The following is an 18,245-nucleotide window of genomic DNA, read 5'->3' on the forward strand; positions in this document are numbered from 1 at the left end:
CTCCAAGGCCACCGGTCAGCCGGCGCCCACCGAGCCCGAGGATGACGACGCGCCCCTGGCGACCGTCCGGCAGCTCCACGCCTCGTAACCCACCCGTTCGCACGGCGGCGCTGCACCTCACGGTGCGGCGCCGCTTCTGCGTGTGCGCAGGGCGATACATCGTTCCCCTGCGCGGGAAACCAGCAAGTCGGCGGCCCCTCCCCGAGCGGGAGTTTGTCCCCGTGGGGGTGGCCAAAGGGGCTGAGTTTGTCCACGCAGAGGTGGAACAACGTTCCCCTGGAGGGGAAAACCGCAGGTGAAGGCCCGTCCGCGTGGTGTCGGCGGCAACACCACCGCTGCGGACTGCGCCAGCTCACGGGACCGCTGCAGAGTCCCGTGAACATCGTTCCCCTGGAGGGGAAACCGGGCTTCAGGTCGGGGAGCGGCACCTCGTCCCGCGCGCGGGACGCGTATGTCAGCTACGCGCACACGGTTCCCGCGGGCGGGAAACGCGCAGGTCACAGCCCCGCGAAAAGAATCATGAGCGGACCCCCTTGCACCCTCCCGCTGTATTAAGTTCAATACATGTATTGAGTTTCATACAGGGGAGGAACCCACCGTGTTAGTCACCCTCGTCACCGCCGCCCTCGCCATCGTCGGCACCCTGCTCGGCTCGATCGTCAGCGGCCGCTTCCAGGAGCGCGCCGCCGAACGGTCCGTCCGCGTCAGCCACGGCGAGGCGATCCGCCGCGACCGCCTGGAGGCCGTCACCGCCCTCGCCTGCGCCGTCAGCGACCACCGCCGGGCGATGTGGATGCGCGGCGACGCCGTTCTCAAGCAGGCCGGCCCCGAGCGGATCGAGGCCCTGCGCGGCGAGAGCCACATGACCCGGTCCGCCGTCACCCGGCCGCTGGTCGCGCTGCGGGTGCTCATCGAGGACCAGGCGGTGCGCGCCGCGGCCGACGAGATGGTCACGCTGACGTACGCGCTGCGCGACGCCTACGCCACCACCGAGGCCCTGACCGCCGCCCGTGAGGCCGCGAAGGACGCCCACGACCGGTTCGTCGACGTCGCCGCCGGCTACCTCAGCCGGACCGCCTGAACCCCCGCCACCGAGACAGGAGCCCGTCATGGAGCGCACGTCCACGGAGATCGTGAAGGCCGCCGACATCACCGCCATCGAGACCAGCGCCGACCGGGGCGCCGTCGACAGCGAGCTCGCGTACCTGGCCCCGGCGGCGGCCGCCGCGCTCGGGCTGCTCGCCGACGCCATCAAGCGGGGCACCGCCGACCGCGAGAGCGTCGTCCAGGCCCTGAAGGAGGCCGCCGTCCACGAGCGGTTCGCCGACGTCCTGGCGGCCGCCTCCGAGAACGTGATGGACGAGACCGAGGACCCGTACGACTTCGACGCCCGCCTGGACGCCGACAACCTCTCCGGCGCGGCCTCCGAGGTCCGCAACCTCTTCCGCTGGCTGTAGACCACCCGCCCGCCGAACGATCCACCCGAGGAAGGAGACCGCGGTGAGCACCGATCCCGCGCACCCCGACCACCAGGAGCAGCTCCTGGTTCCGCTCGCCGCCGAGGACGTCGCCGCGCTCGGCAACGACGGCGAGCAGCTGGCCGCGCTGTTCGCCACCGCGCTGCACGGCCTGGCGCTGCTGCGTACGGGCCGTGCGAGCGCCGCGGAGCTCGCGGCCGCCATCGAGGGCACCACCGGGCTCCTGGAGCGCCTGGAGGCCGTGCGGGACGCCTCGCTGCGCCTCCCGGCGGCCAAGGGCGTCTCGCACGGCGACCTGGCGAAGGCGATGCACCTGGAGAGCCGGGCGACCGCGCAGTCCCGCCGTCGCACCCTGCTGAAGAAGCCGGTGAGCGACCTGGAGCGATGGGCCACCGGCACCGCTGACTGACCGGATGCAGCGGGGCCGTGCAGCAGACGAACGACCGTTTGCTACACGGCCCCGCTGCTCTGTGCAGCACGGCCTGCTACCCGAGCAGCACCCTTGCGGCGCCTGGGGCCGGCCTTCGAATGTCATCACTCTCCGGCACCCGGATCACCGACAGCAGCACCTCGTACAGCAGACACAGCAGCGCCCCGGACCCGAGCGGGTCCGGGGCGCTGCTGCTGTGATCAGGCTTCGACGTACGCGACGATCGTGATGGTCCTCAAGGCGGTGACGTAGTAGATCACGCGGACGCCGTCGACCTCGTCCGCGTAGTCGCGCAGCAGGGTGCCGGGCACCTCGGTGCCGAGCTCCGGGTTGACGCTGATGGCGACGATCGCGCGGTCCAGGCGGTGCGTCTCGGACGCGGTGAGCTTGCCGAGCTGGGTGAGCGCGGGCTCCACCATGACGACCTGGGAGCGGCGCGCGCCGTGCTCAGGCGACACGGGGCTGCTCGTCGGCGAGGCGGGCGAGGTGGGCGTCGCGGGCGGTCTCCCACGGCACGCCGGACTCGGGCGCCGGGTAGCCGTTGGCGGCGATGTCCTCCAGGACCGAGGCGAGGATGTCGACCTTCGCGCGCTGGTCGGCGGCGTACGCGCGGACCGATTCGGCGGCGTGCTCATCGAGGGGCTGACGGGCGGGCGCGGGGGCCGGCTGCTGGCTCATCCGGGGCTCCTGGGCTTCTGTCTGGCGTGTGTCACCACGGTATCGCCGGGGCGTGCCACCGGACCCCGGTACGGGCGAACCGGACCGGCAAGGGCTTTGCGGGGCGCAGGGCCGGCGCTTCCGGCTCGGTGCCGTCCGACACGGAACGTGATCACCGGCCGGTGGGGTGTCACGCTGTCGTGCCTGTCACGTGGAAACGGCCCGGAGGGGGGTTTCCGGGCCGTTTCCACGCCTGTATGTCCGAATTGATGGGCTTTCACGCGTGAGCTGTCACGCGGTCTTCCGGCAACGTGACAGGGGGCGTGACAGGCAGCGTGACAACCGACTATCACCCTCGGTGAGCGTGGCAATCGGTTGTCAGGTCTGCAACGGGGGCCAGACGTGCGGGCCGGTGCACTGCCCGCAGGCGGCGCAGCCGGCGCACTCCAGGCAGAACTGGCGCGGGACGCGCGGGCACTCGCAGATCGGGTTGTAGTCCGGGTCGTCGTCGCCGGGGTAGAGCGTCTCGCCGAAGGGCGGCTCGGTCCAGGCGATGACCGAGCCGTCGGCGAGCAGGTCCTCGTAGTGGTGGCCGATCTCGCTGTGCTCACTCCAGGTGGCCACCACCACCTCGTCCGCCGCGCTCACGCCGTACCGCCCTTCACCGCGGCCGCGGTCTCCAGCCACGCGGCGAGTGCGGTCGTGGCGTCCGGGTCGGCCTGGGCGAGACGGCCGACGAACTCGAGGCCGCCGTCGACCGGCGCGCCGGTGCGGGCGAGGGCGGCGAGCAGCGCGGCACGGGCGCGGACCGGGACGGGCAGCAGGCTGACGGCGGCGGCGCGGGCGGCCGGGTCGGCGTAGTGGCCGGACTGGTCGGCGAGGGCACGGGCGAGCCAGTCGTCGACCTTCGCGGCCCGGTAGTCGCCGTTCTCGTCCAGGAGCTCGCGGGCGGCTTCGTCCCCGGCCTGGGTCGGCACGCTCCGGTCGAGGCGGCCAGCCCCGCCGAGCCGGGCGAGCTCTTCCGCCCGGTCGGCTACCCGCTGCTGCTCCTGGCGGCGCTGCTGCTCGGCTTCCTCGCGGCGGCGCTCTTCGGCGAGCTCCTCCTGGACGACGACGTCGGCGTCCGGGTCGTACGGGCCGCCGGTCGCGGCGAGCAGCTGCACGACGCGCTGCCACTCCGCGAGCTCCGCAGCACGGCGGCCGCCGTCGTCGGCCGCGGCTTCGTCGCGGCGGTCCAGGTGCGCGTGCAGCTCCGCCTCTTCGAGCGCCGCCACCGCCTCGCTGTGCGTCATGCCCCGCGCGCGGCGCCGCACCGAGGACCGGCCGACCTTCGCGTAGTCGATCGGCGTGCGCGGGGCGCCGGCGCGGCCGCGGGCCTCGGGGACACGGCGCGGCCGCCACCCGTCGGACGTGTTCATCAGGACTCGCTTTCAGCTCGGATAAGGAAATGAGGGACCGGCCGGGAACGCGGATCGGTGGGCCGGTCACACAGGTCTACCGCACGCCCGAATTCCGCGCTGCTAAAACTTGATGTTCAACCATTCCACGTCCGCGAATTTCACCTCCAGGCCCGCACGGCCGCCGCCACCTTGACGGAAATAGGCGTCCGCAATGGCCTCCGCGACCGCGTCATGCAGATCGCTCTCCGTCGCACCCTCCTCCTGCGCGGCGATGATGGCGGCCGCGTGGGAGGGGCTGACGGCGACCTGGATGTCCCGGACCCGGCCCGCGTCGGAGGTGCCCTCCGGGCCGAGTCCGAAGTACGCCCGGCAGGAGATGACCAGCCCGCCCGATGACGCCGCGCGCTGCCTGGCCTGCGCCCTGACCTGCGGTTGCCACTCCGACTCGGTCTCCTGCACCAGCGCGGCCTGGAGGCGCTTGTTCGGCTTGGTGGACGCACCCGAGAGGTAGCGCTGCACCGTCTTGCGGGAGACGCCCAGCCGCTCCGCCAGGCTCTTGGTGGAGCCCTTCTCCCGCGTGCGAAGGAATTTCATCTGCGCTCGCGCGGATTTCGGCGCGGGCCGGGTGAACAGGGCACGCTCCGCACGGGCGAAGCCGTCCAGGATCTTGGCGCGGGTCCGAGCCGCGCGCTGTATGTCGTCAGCAGTCATGTGCCCATCAGGCCCGGTCGGGCCTGTGGAAAGAGTCCGACGACGACAGGGCACTCCTGCTGCCGGACTCCACCCCTGCGGGTGACGCGCCCTGGTGGACGCCGTCGCCGGGCCGCTACGTTCCCCTGGACTTGATGATCGAGGGGGAGGGCCAAGGGATGAGCGAGCGCGGCGCGTTACGGGGTCTGCGGGTCTTGATGTGGGTGGTGATCGCCGTCGAGGTGCCGGTGTACCTGGTGTGGCTGGTCCAGGTCGGCTACCTGACCGGGCAGGAGCTGCCCCGCGGCGACGTCGCCCGGTGGGCGCCGCCCGTGCTGCTGCCCCCGGCGGCCGTGCTGTTCTGCGTGATGGCGGGCTGGACGTGGTGGCTGAGCGTGGTGGCCGGCACCCGGTCGTCGCTGCGGGAGAGGTGGATCGTCGTCTCGCTGGTGTTCGTCGCCGCCTTCTCGGTGTTCTGCGGAGTGGCCTCCGTCGATGACCCGTCGGTGTCGGTGGGCCTGCTGAGCGCCGCCGTGACCGGGCTCGGCATGACCGGGCTGTTCTTCATCCCGGCCGCCGCCTCCCGCCAGCTGCCCGACGTCATCCGCCGGCGCTCCCGTCGTACAGCGGCCGCGCCCGGCGAGGCGGACCCGGGTCCCCAGTAGGTCGGCCGTCCGATTGCCCGGGGAGCGGTGCGGCGGGCATGCTGCGCGTTCCGCGAGGAGAAGGGGAGAGCGTGTCCGAAGACGACGACACCACGGCGGCGGAAGCGTCGCTCAGGAGGGCCGTGGAGCAGCTGTGCGGCGACGGGGCGGGCGACGGCAGCGAGGCCGCCCAGGAGGCCGTCCAGGCGCTTGCTGACGGCTCTGGGAAGGCATGGACGCCCGAGCAGGAGACGCAGATCAGGGCCATGGTGGACCAGATCGGCAAGCTGCGGGATCTGAACCGGCCGGGCGGGGGCTGGTGGCGTCGGCGGCGGGAGTGGCGGGCCCGGGAGCGGTTGGTCGACATGATGGAGGCCGGCGGCCCGGAGCTGCTGAACGAGGCGGAACTGCGCACCTGGAAGAGCCACGCGATGGTGGAGCTGCTGCTGAGGTTCATGGACACCGCGATGAAGCAGCACGACACGGTGGAGACGCTCGCCCGGATCGAGGCGCTGCACGCCGTGACGTACGAGGAGTACCAGCGGGCCCGGAAGAAGCTCGCCGAAGAGAAGACCGCCGCCGGCTGATCCGGCGGCGGCATACGGCAGGGGCCCCGGACCGGCGCGCGGTTCGGGGCCCCTGCCGTGGGCGGGTGATCACAGCTCGATTTCGAGCCTCTCCACGTCGGTGAACTCCACGCCCAGGCCGTGGGCCCTGCTGTTGTTGGCGCGGAAGTACATCCGGGCCAGGCCGTCGGCGGCGATCTGCCGGAGCTGGTCCTCGCTCTGGCCCTGCTCCCGTGCGCTGAACAGCTTGTCGGCGTACTCGGGCGGCAGGGCCTGGGTGATGTCCCGGATCCGGGCGTCGTCTGTCGTACCCCCGGCGGCTTCGAAGCCGAAGCGGGCGCGGGTGGAGACGACCAGCCCGCCCGTGGACGCTGCCTTCTTCCTCGCCTTCGCGCGGATCTGCGGCTGCCACCTCTTCTTCACCTCGCGCTCCAGGCGGCCGCGCAGGTCCTGGCGGGGCCGCTTGAGCTTGCCCGAGACGTACCGCTCCACCGTGCGCTGGGAGATCCCGAGCGCCTGGGCGGCGGCCTTGGTGCCCTTGAGCTGCTTGACCAGGTACTTCATCTGCGCCTGGGCGCTCTGCGGGATGCGGCGGGTGAACGCCCCCTCCAGCGCGCGGTCCAGGCTGTCCCCGAGCGAGTCCACCACGACCTACTCCCCTTCTCCGGCGCTCTGGTCGGTCTTGATCAGGTTGGAGATGTTGAAGACGCCGCCGCGCTCCTCGAACTGCGCTTCCGCCCACAGGACGGTCTGGGTGCCCTGGTGCTTGACCATCCCGGGCGAGACCCCGAGCCGGAACGCGCCGGGCGCCGGCTTGCCCTCGGGCGTGTACGGCAGGACGTCCAGCGGCGACGGGCCGGGCGAGGGGTAGACGATCGCGTCGGTGCCGATCGCGACCGGGTAGAGGTCGGCGGCGGCCGCCGTCTTCATCAGCTTGCGGTGCAGGCCGGTGCGCTGGTTCGCGAGCACGGCGGCCCGGATGTCGGGGCGCCACGTCCACCGGTCCAGCGCCGGGTACGGCTCGTAGTACGGCACCTGGCCCCGGGAGCGCTGGCGCAGCTTGCCGATCGCGCCCTTCGCCGTCGCCTTGATCGCGGTCTCCAGCAGCGCCATCGTCGGGTCGACCTGCTTACGCCGCGCCATCGCCTCGAGGAACTCCTCGCCCTGGAGGTCGGTGGTGACGCCCATGTCGGCCATCGTGTCCACGTACGCGTCGCGCAGCCGCTTGTACCAGGAGTCGAGGTAACGGCCGGTCTGGGTGCGCACGTACGCCTCGATCGGCGCGACGTCGAACCCGAGCTCCACCGCGTAGGCGACGGTGGGCGTGGCGTACCAGGCCGGGCCCTCGGGGTGGTCGCCCTTCGGCGTGAACGGGCTCGGGAGCCGGGAGCCGTCGACCGTGCGGCCGTTGACCCGGACGCGGGACAGGTCCACGTGGCTCAGGTCGACCAGCCACGAGCCGGGCAGCGACGGGTCGAACTGCGGGTTGCCGGTCAGGTGGGTCGGCCCGTTCAGCCCGACCGTGAGCCCGTTCGCGGCCGCGGCGAACGACATGTTGATGTCGACGACGACCAGGTACGGGTTGGCGCACTCCTCATCGGTCAGCGGCCGGCACCAGTCGTACGGCTCCTCCATCAGCATCTCTGCCGGGGTGCGGATGTGGTGCCGGGCGAAGCCCGCGTCCTTCAGGATCGGGTGCTCGTCCGGCACCTCGCATGGCACGACGTCGTACTTGGCGGTGATCGCGTCGTCGTTGAACGCGGGCTTGAACTCCCCGGTGGCCTCGTCCTTCTGCGCGCGGGTCGGCGGGCGCAGCGCGGTCATCAGCTCCAGGCCGGTCGTCGCGGTGGAGCCGCGCGGTGTGATGACCCGGGCCGCGTACAGACCGAGGTACTGGACGAGTTCGGCCGGGTGCATCGTCGGCAGCTGCGGGTCGTCCTTCTTGTCCCACTCGCGGGCGTCCAGCGCGTTCCACGGCAGGATGCACAGCTGGACGCAGCGGCGCCGGGAGCCTTCGGGGTCGCGGTAGATCCGTGCCCACGGGCCGAAGCCGCGCTGGCTCATCTTGAGCCCGGCCCGGTCGATCTGCTTGACCACCTTGTGGCCGGCCGGGATGCGGCCCGCGTGCCGCTCCTCCTCCGACAGGGCGACCGGCAGGCCGAAGCGCTCCAGCGCGGACGCGGTGAGGACGAGGATCGGGTCGGCGTCGCGGCCGTTGCGGTGCAGGCGGGCCTGCCCGAGCTTTGCCTCCGCGAGGGTCCAGTCGACCAGCGCGGGGATCGTCTTGGCGGGCACGTCCAGGACCAGGCCGCCGATGCAGTACGCGGAGACCTGCCCGTCGGCGTCGGCGTCGATGACCGCGAGCGGGCCGTTCTCGAAGCGCGGGTCGACGGCGGCCGCCGACGCCGTGGTCTTCTTCGCCACCGCCTTCTTCGCACCCGGGCGCCGCGACGATGCGGCGGGCTTCACGGCGGGCGCCGGGCGTACGGCAGCAGCCGGGGCCGGCGCTTCGGCCGCCGGGGCGGGAACGGGCGCGGGGCCGGTGAACGCCTCGGGGACCACCGGCGCCGGGGTGGCGGGCGCGTCGGCGGCCGGGGCGGGGAAGCGGGCGGCGAGGCCCTCCAGGAGCCGGGCGTACGCGGCGCGCTTCGGCGGCCGCGGCTCGGTCTTGCCGGTCTCCCAGTTCCCCACCGCCTCCCGGCGGGCGTCCAGCGCCGTGGCGATCTGCGCCTGGCTCAGGCCCGCCGCCTCACGCAGACGCTTGCGCTCCGCGGGGACCGGCAGGTCGTCCTGCGCGACTTGCTCCAGCAGCGCATCAACGGCGCTGAACAGCTCGTTCTCAGTGGACACAGAGGTCACCTCCAATAGACATCATAGCGGATCGCGCAGTGATTCGCGCATTCAATCGCGCATGAATCGCTCTATGGATGATACTGCAACACGCGGGCGGGCAAGCAGTGCAACGGCGGTTCTTGCAGGTCAGGGCTGCAACACGGGGTGTGTTGCAGTTTTCTGTTGCAGCGTGCGTTGCACTCTCGCCGGTCATGCCGTGTTCTCCAGGCGCTGCGGCGTTGCCATCGGGCGGCCGGCCTTCTCGGCGCGGGCCCGGCGCAGCGCGGCCGCGCGGGTCACCTCAGCCTGGCGGCGCCGCTCGGACCGGGTGGCGTCGAACGGGGTCGGCGCATCGTCTTCCACCACGACCTCGGTCTCGGGGAACGCGCGGCGGGACAGCTCGCGCATCGCGGAGGTCTGCCGCTCCACCGCCTCCGCGATGCCCGGGTCCACCCGGCGCGGCGGCGCGACCTCCTGGTGCGCGGCGAGCGCGCGGCGGTAGCCCTCGCACGCCGTCTCCCGGGTCCTGACCGGACCGGTGGGTGCGGCCGGGGCCGGGTCTGCCGGGACGACATCGGCCGGGCCTGGGACGGGCGCGGCGCCGGGCGGCAGGATCCGCAGGGCGCGCACGACGGTGCGGCCCGCCGCCTTGTTGGCGGCCGCGATGACGCGGGTCTGCTCCAGGCGGGCCTTCGTCGCCCAGGCCGAAGACTCCGGGCACACGGTGAGCCGGCCGGAGTCCGCGTCGTACGCCACGGCGGCGACGTGCCCGGCGAGCTCGGGGGCGATGGCCGCCCACCGCTCCCGCAGGGAAGCGCCGGCGGCCGGGAGCTCCCAGGCCCGCTCGGTGACCAGCGCGCCGATCGCCGCGCCCAGGCCCATCGGCTCGCGCCCGTCACGCCGCACCGTGGTGACGGCCCGCGGCCTCTGCTTCGCCTTCTGGCCGCCGCCGTTCTTGCGGGCCGCCTCCATCGCGGCCCGCAGCGCGACCCGGGCCAGGTCGACGCCGGACGTCTCGCCGCCGCTCACGCCTGCCCCCAGGTGGTGTAGCCGAGGTCCAGGTGCCCGAGGCCGGACAGGCGCTGCACCTGGGCGACGAACGCCCGGGTGAACAGGCGCTGCGCCGACAGCTCGCCGTACCGGTCGATGTGGTCGAAGACGAGCTGGTGGTCGGCAGCGGCGCGGTTGCGCCAGTCCAGCACCTGCTCGCGGGTCAGGTCCTCGAGGACGAGCTCCTGGTCGTCGTCGATGTCGGCGAACTCCGGCTCCGCAGCAGGCACGATGACGGCGGCCGGGCGCGGCGCGGGCATCGCGACCGGAGCCACCGGCACGGCCGGGACGTCGTCGGCCGGCTGCGCGGCCGCGGCTTCGGCGCGGTGGGCCTTGGCGGCGGCCTGACGGGCGCGGACCTGCTCCCACTCGTGCTCGCGGGCCCACCCCTGGGCGGTCACCCGCTCGTGCAGCTGCCGGTCGGCGGCCGCGCGGCGCTCGTCCTCGGAGGCCCCGGGCATCGCGGCGTCCACGGCGGCCGCGACCGCGTGACGCTGGGCGCGGCGGTCGGCCTGCCGGTCCTCGCAGCGCGGGCAGTCCCGGCCGGAGTCGAGCAGCACCCGGTCGTCGCACCGGGCATCGCCGCACTGCTGACGCTGGGGCAGGCCCCGGGCCAGCAGCCAACCCACCGGGTCGGCGATCGGGCCACCGCTGCGCAGCTGCTCGTCCAGGCGCCGCACGAGCCGGTCGGCGAGCACCTGGGAGGCGTCCGTACGGCCCGCGAAGCCCTCCACCCGCTTGAGCTCACGGCGGGCGGCGGCCTCCACCCGGCGGCGGGCAGCCGCACGGTCCAGCCGTGCCCAGACCAGGTCGACCGGAGCCAGGACGGCCCGCAGATCCGCCGGCGGCAGAGGCACCCTCCCCCGCTGCTGCCTGCCCTGACCCGCACCGTCCACAACCCGCACCGGACCGCTGGCCACCGGCCCGAGGCCGGGCTTCTCGCTGCTGATCGACGGGGACTTCTTCGGCTTCTCCCCGCGGAGCGGGCCGCCGTCCTCGCGCACGCACGCGCGGTCCGGCAGACCGTGGTTCCCACCACGGCCTTCGCCGGAAAAACCACCAGAGAGCGAGAGAGACCCACCGGGAGTAACCACAGAAGCGTGAGAGGCGTGAAGGTGTGCAGCATCGGCGCGGTCTGCCGAATCGGCCTCCAAGCCCTCTCCGGCGCCCTGAACCCCAGTAACCACAGGGGCCGCAGCCTCAACCGTCGCCTCAAGATCTCCGGATGCAGTAACGGCGAGGTCTGAAAACACCGCGTCGGCGGCCTCGCGGGCCTCCCGGACGGCGATCCCGTGCGCAGCCGCGACCGGCAGCAGCCGGACCCGGCTGCGGGCGTTCAGCCCCGACGCGGTCTCGCGCCGGTCCACCGACAGCACGTCCTGCTCCTGGAGCCGGGAGAGCAGCTTCGCCCCGCCCGCCGGCGAGCAGCCCAGCAGCCGGGCAGCCGTCGCCGCCGGACGGCCCCGCTCGCTGTCCACGCTGCCCGAGCACAGCTGCAGCCAGCCCTTCGCGTTCGAGGACAGCACCATCAGCAGCAGCCCGAGCCGGTCCGTCGCCGCCCCGCGCCCCGTACGGTCCGCGAGCATCCCGGCCGGGGTCACCCGGCCGTCCTCGTGCGTCCAGCCCGGTGCGAACAGCGCCTCGATCAGCTTCAGGAGCACGATCAGCTCCACCTTCGACAGCGCCAGGGAGTGCCGACGGTCCCCGCCGTGCTGCGCCCGGTACATCGGGATCACCCAGCACTCCAGGCCCGTCATCCACCCGGCAGCGTTCGTCGTCTCGTTCGAGCCGAGCACGCCGCGCTCGCGCAGCTCCGGCACCACGTGGTGCGCGACCCGGGACTTCTTCAGCCCGATCCACCGGCCCAGCTCCGTCGCGGTGATCCGCGTGCTGTAGTCGGTTGCCACCTTGGCCTTCGCCATCAGCACCACGGCCGCCAGGCGCACCGGGTCGTCCGCACCCTTCAGGCCGGGGTCGGCCAGCAGCACGCGCACCGCCGCGAGCAGCCGGGTGCGCATCGTCTTCGTCAGCTGGAGCGGGTTGCCCACCTCCAGCCGCGCGACCGGTCCGGCCTGTGCCGGGACCGACCGCAGCCGACGGCGCGCAGCCCCGCCGACGAACGTACGGGGGCGCGGGAGCGCGGCCGGTGCCGCCACGGCGCTCACCGGCCCACCGCCCCGGCGAGAGCGGAACCCGCACGGGCCGCGATCTTCTGCGTCTGCATGGGGCCGGTGTACTCCCCAAAGCGGACACCCCCCTGAGCAGCCGAAACGCTCGAATCCTCATCCACCTGCCGAGCCTGCACGAGGCGGCCTGTGGACAAAGTCCGCTCAGCCCCGATCGGCCCCTGCGCTCCCGCACGGCGGGCAACAACTTCAGATCGCGTCCCGCCACACGGGACGGCGCCCTCGAGGACGCTCCCGTCGACGGAGTTGCGAACGACGTCGACGAGGGGGTGCACGAGCCGGGCGGCCGACGTCACGGCCGGGGCCGACGAGACCGCCTCGAAGGCCCCGCTCTTGTAGCTTCCTACCGGAAATCCAACTTCCGGTACGGAACGGAAAAAGCTGGGCGAACGGTACGCCGATCCCGTCACACGGGACGACCGCCGCGCCTGAACCGGGGTGAAACGGACAGGGCCGAGCTGACAGGGGGACACCACTTCGGGCACTATGAGAACGACCGACCTTCCATATAGCTGAACCGAACCGAGCCCCTCGGGGCCGGACGGCCAGATGTGCGGATGTGTTCGGACCGCCCCCTTCGTGAGAAGCGGGCGGACCTGGATCAGGTGGGGGGAGATTTCTCCTCCCCTCCCGGTCCTGGTGAACCGCAGGGCCCCTGTCACAGGGCCCCGCGGATCGGTAGGGCATCGACCGTTGTCAGCGGCCGGGTCTTGCTGGTGGCCCTTGTCAAAGGGGCCGACCCGCTTGTCAGGCGGGGTGTTGCAGTGCAGAGAAAGAACTGGCTCGATGAGCCGGAGCTCAGGACCGGCGCCAACCGAAACTGAGCAACCGAACTGAGGTGTCACGCCCAGTCGGTGCGAAGGGCCGCGCTGGCCGAAGCGGATTGTCAGTCCGCAAGGTGGCCGCGCGGCCGGTGGCGGCTACGTCACCCCGACCCCCTTGAATCCGAGGCTGGCGTCGGCGTGCCCTCATCCGCTTTCGCGGCTTCGGGGAAGCGTTCTGCGAGGCCCTTGAGGAGACGCAAGTAGTTCTCGCGGTGGGGGCGCCGAGGACTGGTCTGGCCCAACTCCCAGCGCGTGACCGCGACCCTCTTCACGCCCACGGCGTCCGCGACGTCCTGCTGAGTGAGGCCGGCCGCGAGGCGCAGTTTCGCGCGCACGCGCGGAGACGGCAGAGCCTCGGGCAGGCCGTTCAGCAGAGCGTCGACCCGCTGCGAGCGGTCCGAGTCGGACATAGCCACGCCTTCCATGATCGTTGTAACTACGAAAGATACACGATCTGATCTCTGCTTGGGGGAAGGGTCCGCCGCGAACTGAGTTTTGTTCGGCGCCCGGTAGGGTCCGTGCCCGTGTCCCGCTTCGCCTTCTTCGATCTCGACGGCACGCTGGCCGACCGACAGTCGGCGCTCAGCGACGCGTTGACGTGCCTGTGTCGCTCCCGCGCGCTCTCCCCGGATGCCGAGCGGTGGCTGCGTACCGAGCTGGCCGACCGCGCGACCGTCAACGACTTCGCCCGGCTGCGGGAAGCCTTCGGCCTGGAGGCACTGGCCACGGACCTGTGGCAGGAGTACGTCGACCTCATGTCGGCCGCCGTCACCTGCCGCCCCGAGGTCCTCGAGGGCCTGGCCCGCCTGCGCGCGGCCGCCTGGACGATCGGCATCATCACCAACGGGGCCGGCGACATCCAGCGAGCCAAACTCGCTGGGACCGGTCTCGCTTCCCTTGTCGACGGCGTCGCCGTCTCGGGCGACCTGGAGATCCGCAAGCCGGACTTGAGGCTCTTCGAGCTCGCGGCGTCCCGGTGCGGCGTCAGCCTCGCGGACGGCGGCTGGATGGTCGGCGACAACCCGGCCGGAGACATCGGCGGAGGGCACAAGGCCGGCCTGCGCACCATCTGGCTGCGCGGCCGACCGTGGCCCGACGGACTCCCGGCTGCGCACCACGTCGTCGACGACGTCACCGACGCCATCACCATCCTGCTCAACGAGACGGAGTAGCACCGTGGCCAAGCCGACCGTCGGCATCCTCCACCCCGGCAGCATGGGCGCCGCCGTCGCCGCCTGCGCCACGACCAACGCGGCCGCGGTCCTCTGGTGCGAGACGGGGCGCAGCACCGCGTCTGCGGCGCGCGCCGCCCGGTTCGGCCTGACACCGGTGGCCGAGCTGGCCGAACTGCTGGACCGCAGCGACATCGTCATCAGCCTCTGCCCGCCCGCGGCTGCCGAGGACCTGGCCCGCGACATCGCCGCGCACCGCTTCGCCGGGGTGTACGTGGAGGCGAACGCCATCAATCCCGAGCGGGCACAGCGGATCGCCGCGCTGCTCGAACCGAACGCGACCGTCGTGGACGGCGGCGTGGTCGGCTCCCCGCCGGTGCGCGGCAAGACACCGACCTTGTACTTGTCCGGCCCGGTCGGCGAGACCGAGCGCATCGAAGCGCTGTTCGCCGGCACCGCCGTCCGGACAGCGGTACTGGGTACGAAGGTGGGGCAGGCGTCCGCGCTGAAGCTGTCGTACGCCGCGTTCCAGAAAGCGAGCCGAGTGCTGGTAGCGCTCGCGGTCGGCATGGCGCGCGAGCACGGCGTCGACCAGGAGCTCATCGAGGTCGCCTCCCGGCGCACCGACTCGTACCTCGCGGAACCGGAGTACGTAGCCAAGACGGCGGCGCGCGCCTGGCGCTGGGGCCCGGAGCTGGAGGAGGCCGCCGACACACTCGCGGCCGCCGGCCTTCCGCCGGAGATGCTGCGCGCGGCCGCGGCCACGCTGGCACGGTGGAACGGCGCCAAGGACGACAGTGAGCTCACGCTCACCGACGCCTTGGACCAGCTCGCCCAGCCGTAGCCGACGTTCATGCCGTCGCAGCTCCCGCCCGCTGCGCCAGCAGCTGGTCGATGAGCCGCGCCGCATCCTGCGGGGACGCTTCCGTGGTGTCGATGGTCAGGTCCCAGGTCACACCCGGGTGCCCTTCCAGGTCCTCGCGGGTCGCGTCCCACGCCGACAGGCGCGCCGCGGTGTCGCTGTCGCCGCGTCCGGCCGACCGCTGCTCGGTCACCTCGCGCGGGCACCACAGCAGCACCACCGACCAGTCGGCCGGGTAGCCGTCGACCAGCGCGCGGATGCCGTCGACCTGCCCGAGGTGCACCACGGGCACCCCGGCCGCGAACGCCGTGTCGACGCCGGGTCGGTCGATCACGTACGTGTTGCCGTACCGGGAGTTCGCGTAGACGACATCGCCCGCGGCCTCCAACTCGTGCAGCTGCTCGGGTGTGCCCATCCGGTAGCCGGTGGCCTTACCCGTCCCCACCTTGAGCCGCGCGAACTGCGCGTACTTGGGGTCGAGGTCGCTGAGCGCGGTGGTGACGGTGTCCTTGCCCGAGGCCGGCGGGCCGTACAGGATCACGCCCTGCTTCGGGTTCACGAGTACATCGCCCCCATCGCCTGCCGGGCCTGGTCCGCGAGCGTCACCGCTGTGCCCAGCCGGTTGTCCACGACCAGGTGCGGTACCGCCGGGCGCAGCTCCAGGTCGATGGTCGCCATGTACTCGTCCCAGCGCGCCAGCTTCCACGCGTCGCGGGCCGCGGAGCGGAATCCGATGTACTCGCGCATGGACTCTTCGTCGCAACGCACCCACACAGGGAAGACGTCGACGCCCATCGAGCTGGCCCGGTTGGTCAGGCGCTGCATCCAGGCCGGGTCGGTCATCTCGGCAATGAACGGCGCGGTGAGCACGGTGGAGATGCCGCACTTGATGTTGGCCATGGCCGACTGCATGAGGCAGTCGTACTCCACCGGCCGGACCTGCTCGCGGTAGAGGTCGGTGTGCCGGTCGTTCGGGTCACCGCCCAGGGCGACCAGGAGGCGCTCCACGAGCGGGCGGGTGAGCGGGTCCTTGTCGAGCAGCGGCCAGCCGGTGAGCTGGACGAAGAAGCGGGCGAGCTCGGTCTTGCCACTGCCGGCGTAGCCGCCGACGAGGATGAGCACGGGACGGTGAGGGTCGCCGCCGGTGTGCCGGCGCTTCCACGCGTCGATGATCCGCTGCTGCAGGTCGAAGTGGTCAGCCTCGTCCGAGCCCGGCGCGATGCGGTGAACAGCACGCTCAACGGCCAGGACATGTGATCCGTTGAGGCGGTCGTCCAGCGGCGTGAGCTTGAAGGAGGACTCCTCTCCGGGCAGGGCCGCACGGAATCCCAAGTCGGGTTCAGTGGCCCGGTAGAGGAGGCAGTAGGCCCGCCGGTAGTGGGGGCCGGGGAAGACCTCACCCTGCTCGTGCTGCCACAGGGTCTGAGGATTCGCGGCGGGGATGCCCTTGAGCTTCGCCTGCTCGGCAACCGCTCGAAGGCGTTCGCCGGCCTTCTCCAGGGTCAGGCCATGGGCCTCACGCTGCTCCCGCAGCCGGTCCGGCCTCCACCCTGCGCGCTGCTTCCCCACCCTCTGCCCCTCCGTCATCGTCATGGCCGCGAGCCTAGAGCTCGCGCCCCAAATCCCGTGTGTACGTGGATGTTGAAAACCCGTGAACGAGAGTGTGCACGGGCTTCGACAAGCCTCTGTGATGTTCCATCTCCGCTGCTGCCGGTGTGATTGCCCCCACACAACGACGCGGCTGGCAGGAGGGGGCAGAGCAGTGGCTACGGAGCACCAGTGCGGATCCGAACTAGTCCAGGGCATCAGCCCTTTCGGCGAGTTCCAGCAGCTCACGGGATGCGTTCGGCCCTGCCACCAAGACGAGCTCGCGGATGGCTGCGCGGGCGGCCTGGTGGGTCTGGATGATCTCGGGCGCGATGGTCTCAGCGCGCAACAGGCAGTCGAGAGCCTCCCCGCCGTGGCGCCGTTGGGCGTGGGCGCGCCCCAGGTCCATCAGCAGCCGGCCTTGGCGCTCAGGCGAGAGCTCAGCGGCGTCGATGGTGAGGCCGATGTCCAGCGCCTCACCCGCATCGCCCAGATCCACGGCGGTGCTGACCGCCTGGATCTCAACGTTGACCGGGCCGAACTCGAGGTTGAAGTCGTTGCGGTTCTCACCGAGCTGCGCTGCGATGGCGCGGGCCCTGGCGATCTCCTCCTTCGCTTCGGTGCGCGCCCCAGCGCGGGCTCGGACGAGCGCCAGGGCCAGGTGGAGGGAGCCGAGGACGGACAAGGACTTCGGCGACTGGCTGGTCTGCCCTTCCAGAGCGTTGATCGCGGTCTGTGCAGCATGTTCGGCCTGTCCGAGGCTGCGCAGACGGACGAACGCCTGCACCATGCGGAAGACGCTGGCGCAGACGTGCAGCGGGTCGCCGGACCGCTCGGCTGCGAGGACCGCGCGATCGGCGGCCACCCAGGCGGCGTCTGCCTCGTCCTGCCGCACGAACGCCGCGGACAGGGCCTGGTAGGACCGGGACAGCAGAAGATTCACCTCCGCCTGGTGCTCGCCGAGGTCGGTCCGGACCGTGCGCTCCAGCTCGGGGAGCAACTGCACCGCGAGGGTGCTGACCTGCGCCAGATGGCCGGCGTGGGTCAAGTCCCAGAGGTCGTCGACGTCGCCCCGCAGAAGGTCGAGGGACCGCGTCGGTCCGGCGTCGTCCGCACCACCGAGCAGGGTCTGAAGCGCGGGGTGGCCGGACAGCAGGCGGCGGGTCTCGTCCAGATCGTTGGAGAGCGACTGAGCGGTGGGTGCCTGTGATGGCCCGTCTGCCGGAACGCCGGGGCGCAGCTGCTGAACGGACACGCCCAGCTCGTCCGCGATCTGCTGGAGCAAGTCCATGCGCTGGACCGGCTGTACGCCGCGTTCGACCTGGGAAAGCCAGCTGCTGGTCTTCCCGAGCGCTGCTGCGAGCTCGGCTTGTGTGCGTCCGCGTTCCTTCCGGAATCTCTGGACGCGCTGCCCGAAGGCCCGGTCCTGCGGATCGACGTCCTTCCCGCTCGGCTTCACGCCTCCTCCGTTCCGGGGCGCTTGCTCAGAGCCTCCAGCTCGTTGAGGAAGGTCACGTCGACGTCGCTCAGGAACTCTTCCCGTGCCGCGAGGAAGTGCCGGGTGTGGGCCTGGTCCTCGTGCGCCTGGAACGCATCGCGGTCGGCGTACAGCTCGTAGAAGACCCGCACCAGGGGCTCGTCCACCGGGGTGTGCACCGAGTAGACGAGCGTGCCGGCCTCACTCCGGATGCCGTCGATGGTCAGGGCGACCAGGTCATCGAACTGCCGGGCTGCCGAGGTGTCTCGGAGGGTGAAGCGCACCACGAGTGCGTATCCGCTGGCCACGAAGTCGTCCTCTCCACGTCGCGTAAGCATGCACACATTCTCACACCTAAAGCCACGGTGCTAGGTAGCAGTCGAAGTGTTG

21 protein-coding genes are annotated in these 18,245 nt (G+C 72.0%); 7 read left to right on the forward strand and 14 right to left on the reverse strand.

Annotated features, from left to right (window positions below; all coding sequences use genetic code 11):
• Positions 1–598: 598 nt before the first annotated feature.
• Genes ACSMX9_RS29930 through ACSMX9_RS29940 form a run of 3 tightly spaced genes read left to right on the forward strand, consistent with a single transcriptional unit; the run spans position 599 to position 1,887 of the window.
• A complete protein-coding gene (locus ACSMX9_RS29930) occupies positions 599–1,081 on the forward strand; it encodes a hypothetical protein (protein WP_362483724.1) in 483 nt (160 codons plus the stop codon).
• Between the two features lie 28 nt (positions 1,082–1,109).
• The gene (locus ACSMX9_RS29935; protein WP_362483722.1) at positions 1,110–1,457 is read left to right on the forward strand and encodes a hypothetical protein; all 348 of its coding nucleotides are present in this window, start codon (positions 1,110–1,112) and stop codon (positions 1,455–1,457) included.
• Positions 1,458–1,500: 43 nt separating this feature from the next.
• The gene (locus ACSMX9_RS29940) at positions 1,501–1,887 is read left to right on the forward strand and encodes a hypothetical protein (RefSeq protein ID WP_445403145.1); all 387 of its coding nucleotides are present in this window, start codon (positions 1,501–1,503) and stop codon (positions 1,885–1,887) included.
• Between the two features lie 221 nt (positions 1,888–2,108).
• Here the strand turns inward: ACSMX9_RS29940 and ACSMX9_RS29945 are convergent, their stop codons facing one another.
• The 5 genes from ACSMX9_RS29945 to tpg (ACSMX9_RS29965) form a co-directional block, all read right to left on the reverse strand.
• Positions 2,109–2,366: a hypothetical protein gene (locus tag ACSMX9_RS29945; RefSeq protein WP_362483719.1), complete on the reverse strand. Its 258-nt coding sequence runs from the start codon at positions 2,364–2,366 to the stop codon at positions 2,109–2,111.
• Positions 2,356–2,586 (reverse strand): hypothetical protein, encoded by a 231-nt coding sequence (locus ACSMX9_RS29950; protein WP_362483718.1) that lies wholly within the window; start codon positions 2,584–2,586, stop codon positions 2,356–2,358. The genes ACSMX9_RS29945 and ACSMX9_RS29950 overlap by 11 nt, the downstream gene beginning before the upstream one ends.
• A 357-nt stretch (positions 2,587–2,943) precedes the next feature.
• On the reverse strand, positions 2,944–3,213 hold the full coding sequence (locus ACSMX9_RS29955) for a hypothetical protein (protein WP_362483716.1): 270 nt from the start codon (positions 3,211–3,213) through the stop codon (positions 2,944–2,946).
• Positions 3,210–3,983: a hypothetical protein gene (locus ACSMX9_RS29960; protein ID WP_445403146.1), complete on the reverse strand. Its 774-nt coding sequence runs from the start codon at positions 3,981–3,983 to the stop codon at positions 3,210–3,212. Before ACSMX9_RS29960 ends, ACSMX9_RS29955 begins: the two co-directional genes overlap by 4 nt.
• A gap of 102 nt (positions 3,984–4,085) precedes the next feature.
• Positions 4,086–4,676, reverse strand: coding sequence for a telomere-protecting terminal protein Tpg (gene tpg, locus ACSMX9_RS29965; RefSeq protein WP_445403147.1), 591 nt, complete (start codon positions 4,674–4,676; stop codon positions 4,086–4,088).
• A gap of 158 nt (positions 4,677–4,834) precedes the next feature.
• Between tpg (ACSMX9_RS29965) and ACSMX9_RS29970 the strand changes: the two genes are divergently transcribed.
• Both ACSMX9_RS29970 and ACSMX9_RS29975 read left to right on the forward strand, forming a co-directional pair.
• A complete protein-coding gene (locus ACSMX9_RS29970) occupies positions 4,835–5,320 on the forward strand; it encodes a hypothetical protein (RefSeq protein WP_445403148.1) in 486 nt (161 codons plus the stop codon).
• A 71-nt stretch (positions 5,321–5,391) separates the two neighbouring features.
• Positions 5,392–5,886: a hypothetical protein gene (locus ACSMX9_RS29975; protein WP_445403149.1), complete on the forward strand. Its 495-nt coding sequence runs from the start codon at positions 5,392–5,394 to the stop codon at positions 5,884–5,886.
• 69 nt (positions 5,887–5,955) lie between these two features.
• Here ACSMX9_RS29975 and tpg (ACSMX9_RS29980) read toward each other — a convergent pair whose 3' ends face one another.
• The 5 genes from tpg (ACSMX9_RS29980) to ACSMX9_RS30000 all read right to left on the reverse strand — a co-directional run bounded on the left by tpg (ACSMX9_RS29980) (position 5,956) and on the right by ACSMX9_RS30000 (position 13,167).
• Positions 5,956–6,513: a telomere-protecting terminal protein Tpg gene (tpg, locus tag ACSMX9_RS29980; RefSeq protein ID WP_445403150.1), complete on the reverse strand. Its 558-nt coding sequence runs from the start codon at positions 6,511–6,513 to the stop codon at positions 5,956–5,958.
• 3 nt (positions 6,514–6,516) lie between these two features.
• Entirely contained in the window at positions 6,517–8,715 is a 2,199-nt protein-coding gene (gene tap / locus ACSMX9_RS29985; protein WP_445403151.1) for a telomere-associated protein Tap, read from the reverse strand.
• Between the two features lie 192 nt (positions 8,716–8,907).
• Positions 8,908–9,726: a DciA family protein gene (locus ACSMX9_RS29990; RefSeq protein ID WP_445403152.1), complete on the reverse strand. Its 819-nt coding sequence runs from the start codon at positions 9,724–9,726 to the stop codon at positions 8,908–8,910.
• Complete coding sequence (locus tag ACSMX9_RS29995) at positions 9,723–11,912, reverse strand: hypothetical protein (RefSeq protein WP_445403153.1); 2,190 nt, start codon at positions 11,910–11,912, stop codon at positions 9,723–9,725. Before ACSMX9_RS29995 ends, ACSMX9_RS29990 begins: the two co-directional genes overlap by 4 nt.
• 946 nt (positions 11,913–12,858) lie before the next feature.
• Positions 12,859–13,167 carry a helix-turn-helix transcriptional regulator gene (locus ACSMX9_RS30000; RefSeq protein ID WP_401804854.1) on the reverse strand — a complete coding sequence of 103 codons (309 nt, stop codon included), beginning with the start codon at positions 13,165–13,167 and terminating at the stop codon, positions 12,859–12,861.
• A 114-nt stretch (positions 13,168–13,281) separates the two neighbouring features.
• Between ACSMX9_RS30000 and ACSMX9_RS30005 the strand changes: the two genes are divergently transcribed.
• Positions 13,282–13,929, forward strand: a complete 648-nt coding sequence (locus tag ACSMX9_RS30005; protein WP_445403154.1) for an HAD family hydrolase — start codon at positions 13,282–13,284, stop codon at positions 13,927–13,929.
• A gap of 4 nt (positions 13,930–13,933) precedes the next feature.
• Positions 13,934–14,773 (forward strand): DUF1932 domain-containing protein, encoded by an 840-nt coding sequence (locus ACSMX9_RS30010; protein WP_445403155.1) that lies wholly within the window; start codon positions 13,934–13,936, stop codon positions 14,771–14,773.
• Between the two features lie 7 nt (positions 14,774–14,780).
• On the opposite strand, the gene ACSMX9_RS30015 is transcribed toward ACSMX9_RS30010, so the two are convergent.
• From ACSMX9_RS30015 to ACSMX9_RS30030, 4 genes are all read right to left on the reverse strand, one after another.
• On the reverse strand, positions 14,781–15,350 hold the full coding sequence (locus ACSMX9_RS30015) for a phosphotransferase-like protein (RefSeq protein ID WP_445403156.1): 570 nt from the start codon (positions 15,348–15,350) through the stop codon (positions 14,781–14,783).
• Positions 15,347–16,384 carry an AAA family ATPase gene (locus ACSMX9_RS30020; RefSeq protein ID WP_445403157.1) on the reverse strand — a complete coding sequence of 346 codons (1,038 nt, stop codon included), beginning with the start codon at positions 16,382–16,384 and terminating at the stop codon, positions 15,347–15,349. Before ACSMX9_RS30020 ends, ACSMX9_RS30015 begins: the two co-directional genes overlap by 4 nt.
• 199 nt (positions 16,385–16,583) lie before the next feature.
• Positions 16,584–17,837, reverse strand: a complete 1,254-nt coding sequence (locus ACSMX9_RS30025) for a helix-turn-helix domain-containing protein (protein ID WP_364733995.1) — start codon at positions 17,835–17,837, stop codon at positions 16,584–16,586.
• A complete protein-coding gene (locus ACSMX9_RS30030; RefSeq protein WP_445403158.1) occupies positions 17,834–18,193 on the reverse strand; it encodes a putative quinol monooxygenase in 360 nt (119 codons plus the stop codon). Before ACSMX9_RS30030 ends, ACSMX9_RS30025 begins: the two co-directional genes overlap by 4 nt.
• Positions 18,194–18,245 lie beyond the last annotated feature (52 nt).

It is taken from the genome of Streptomyces sp. LE64 (assembly GCF_052606915.1).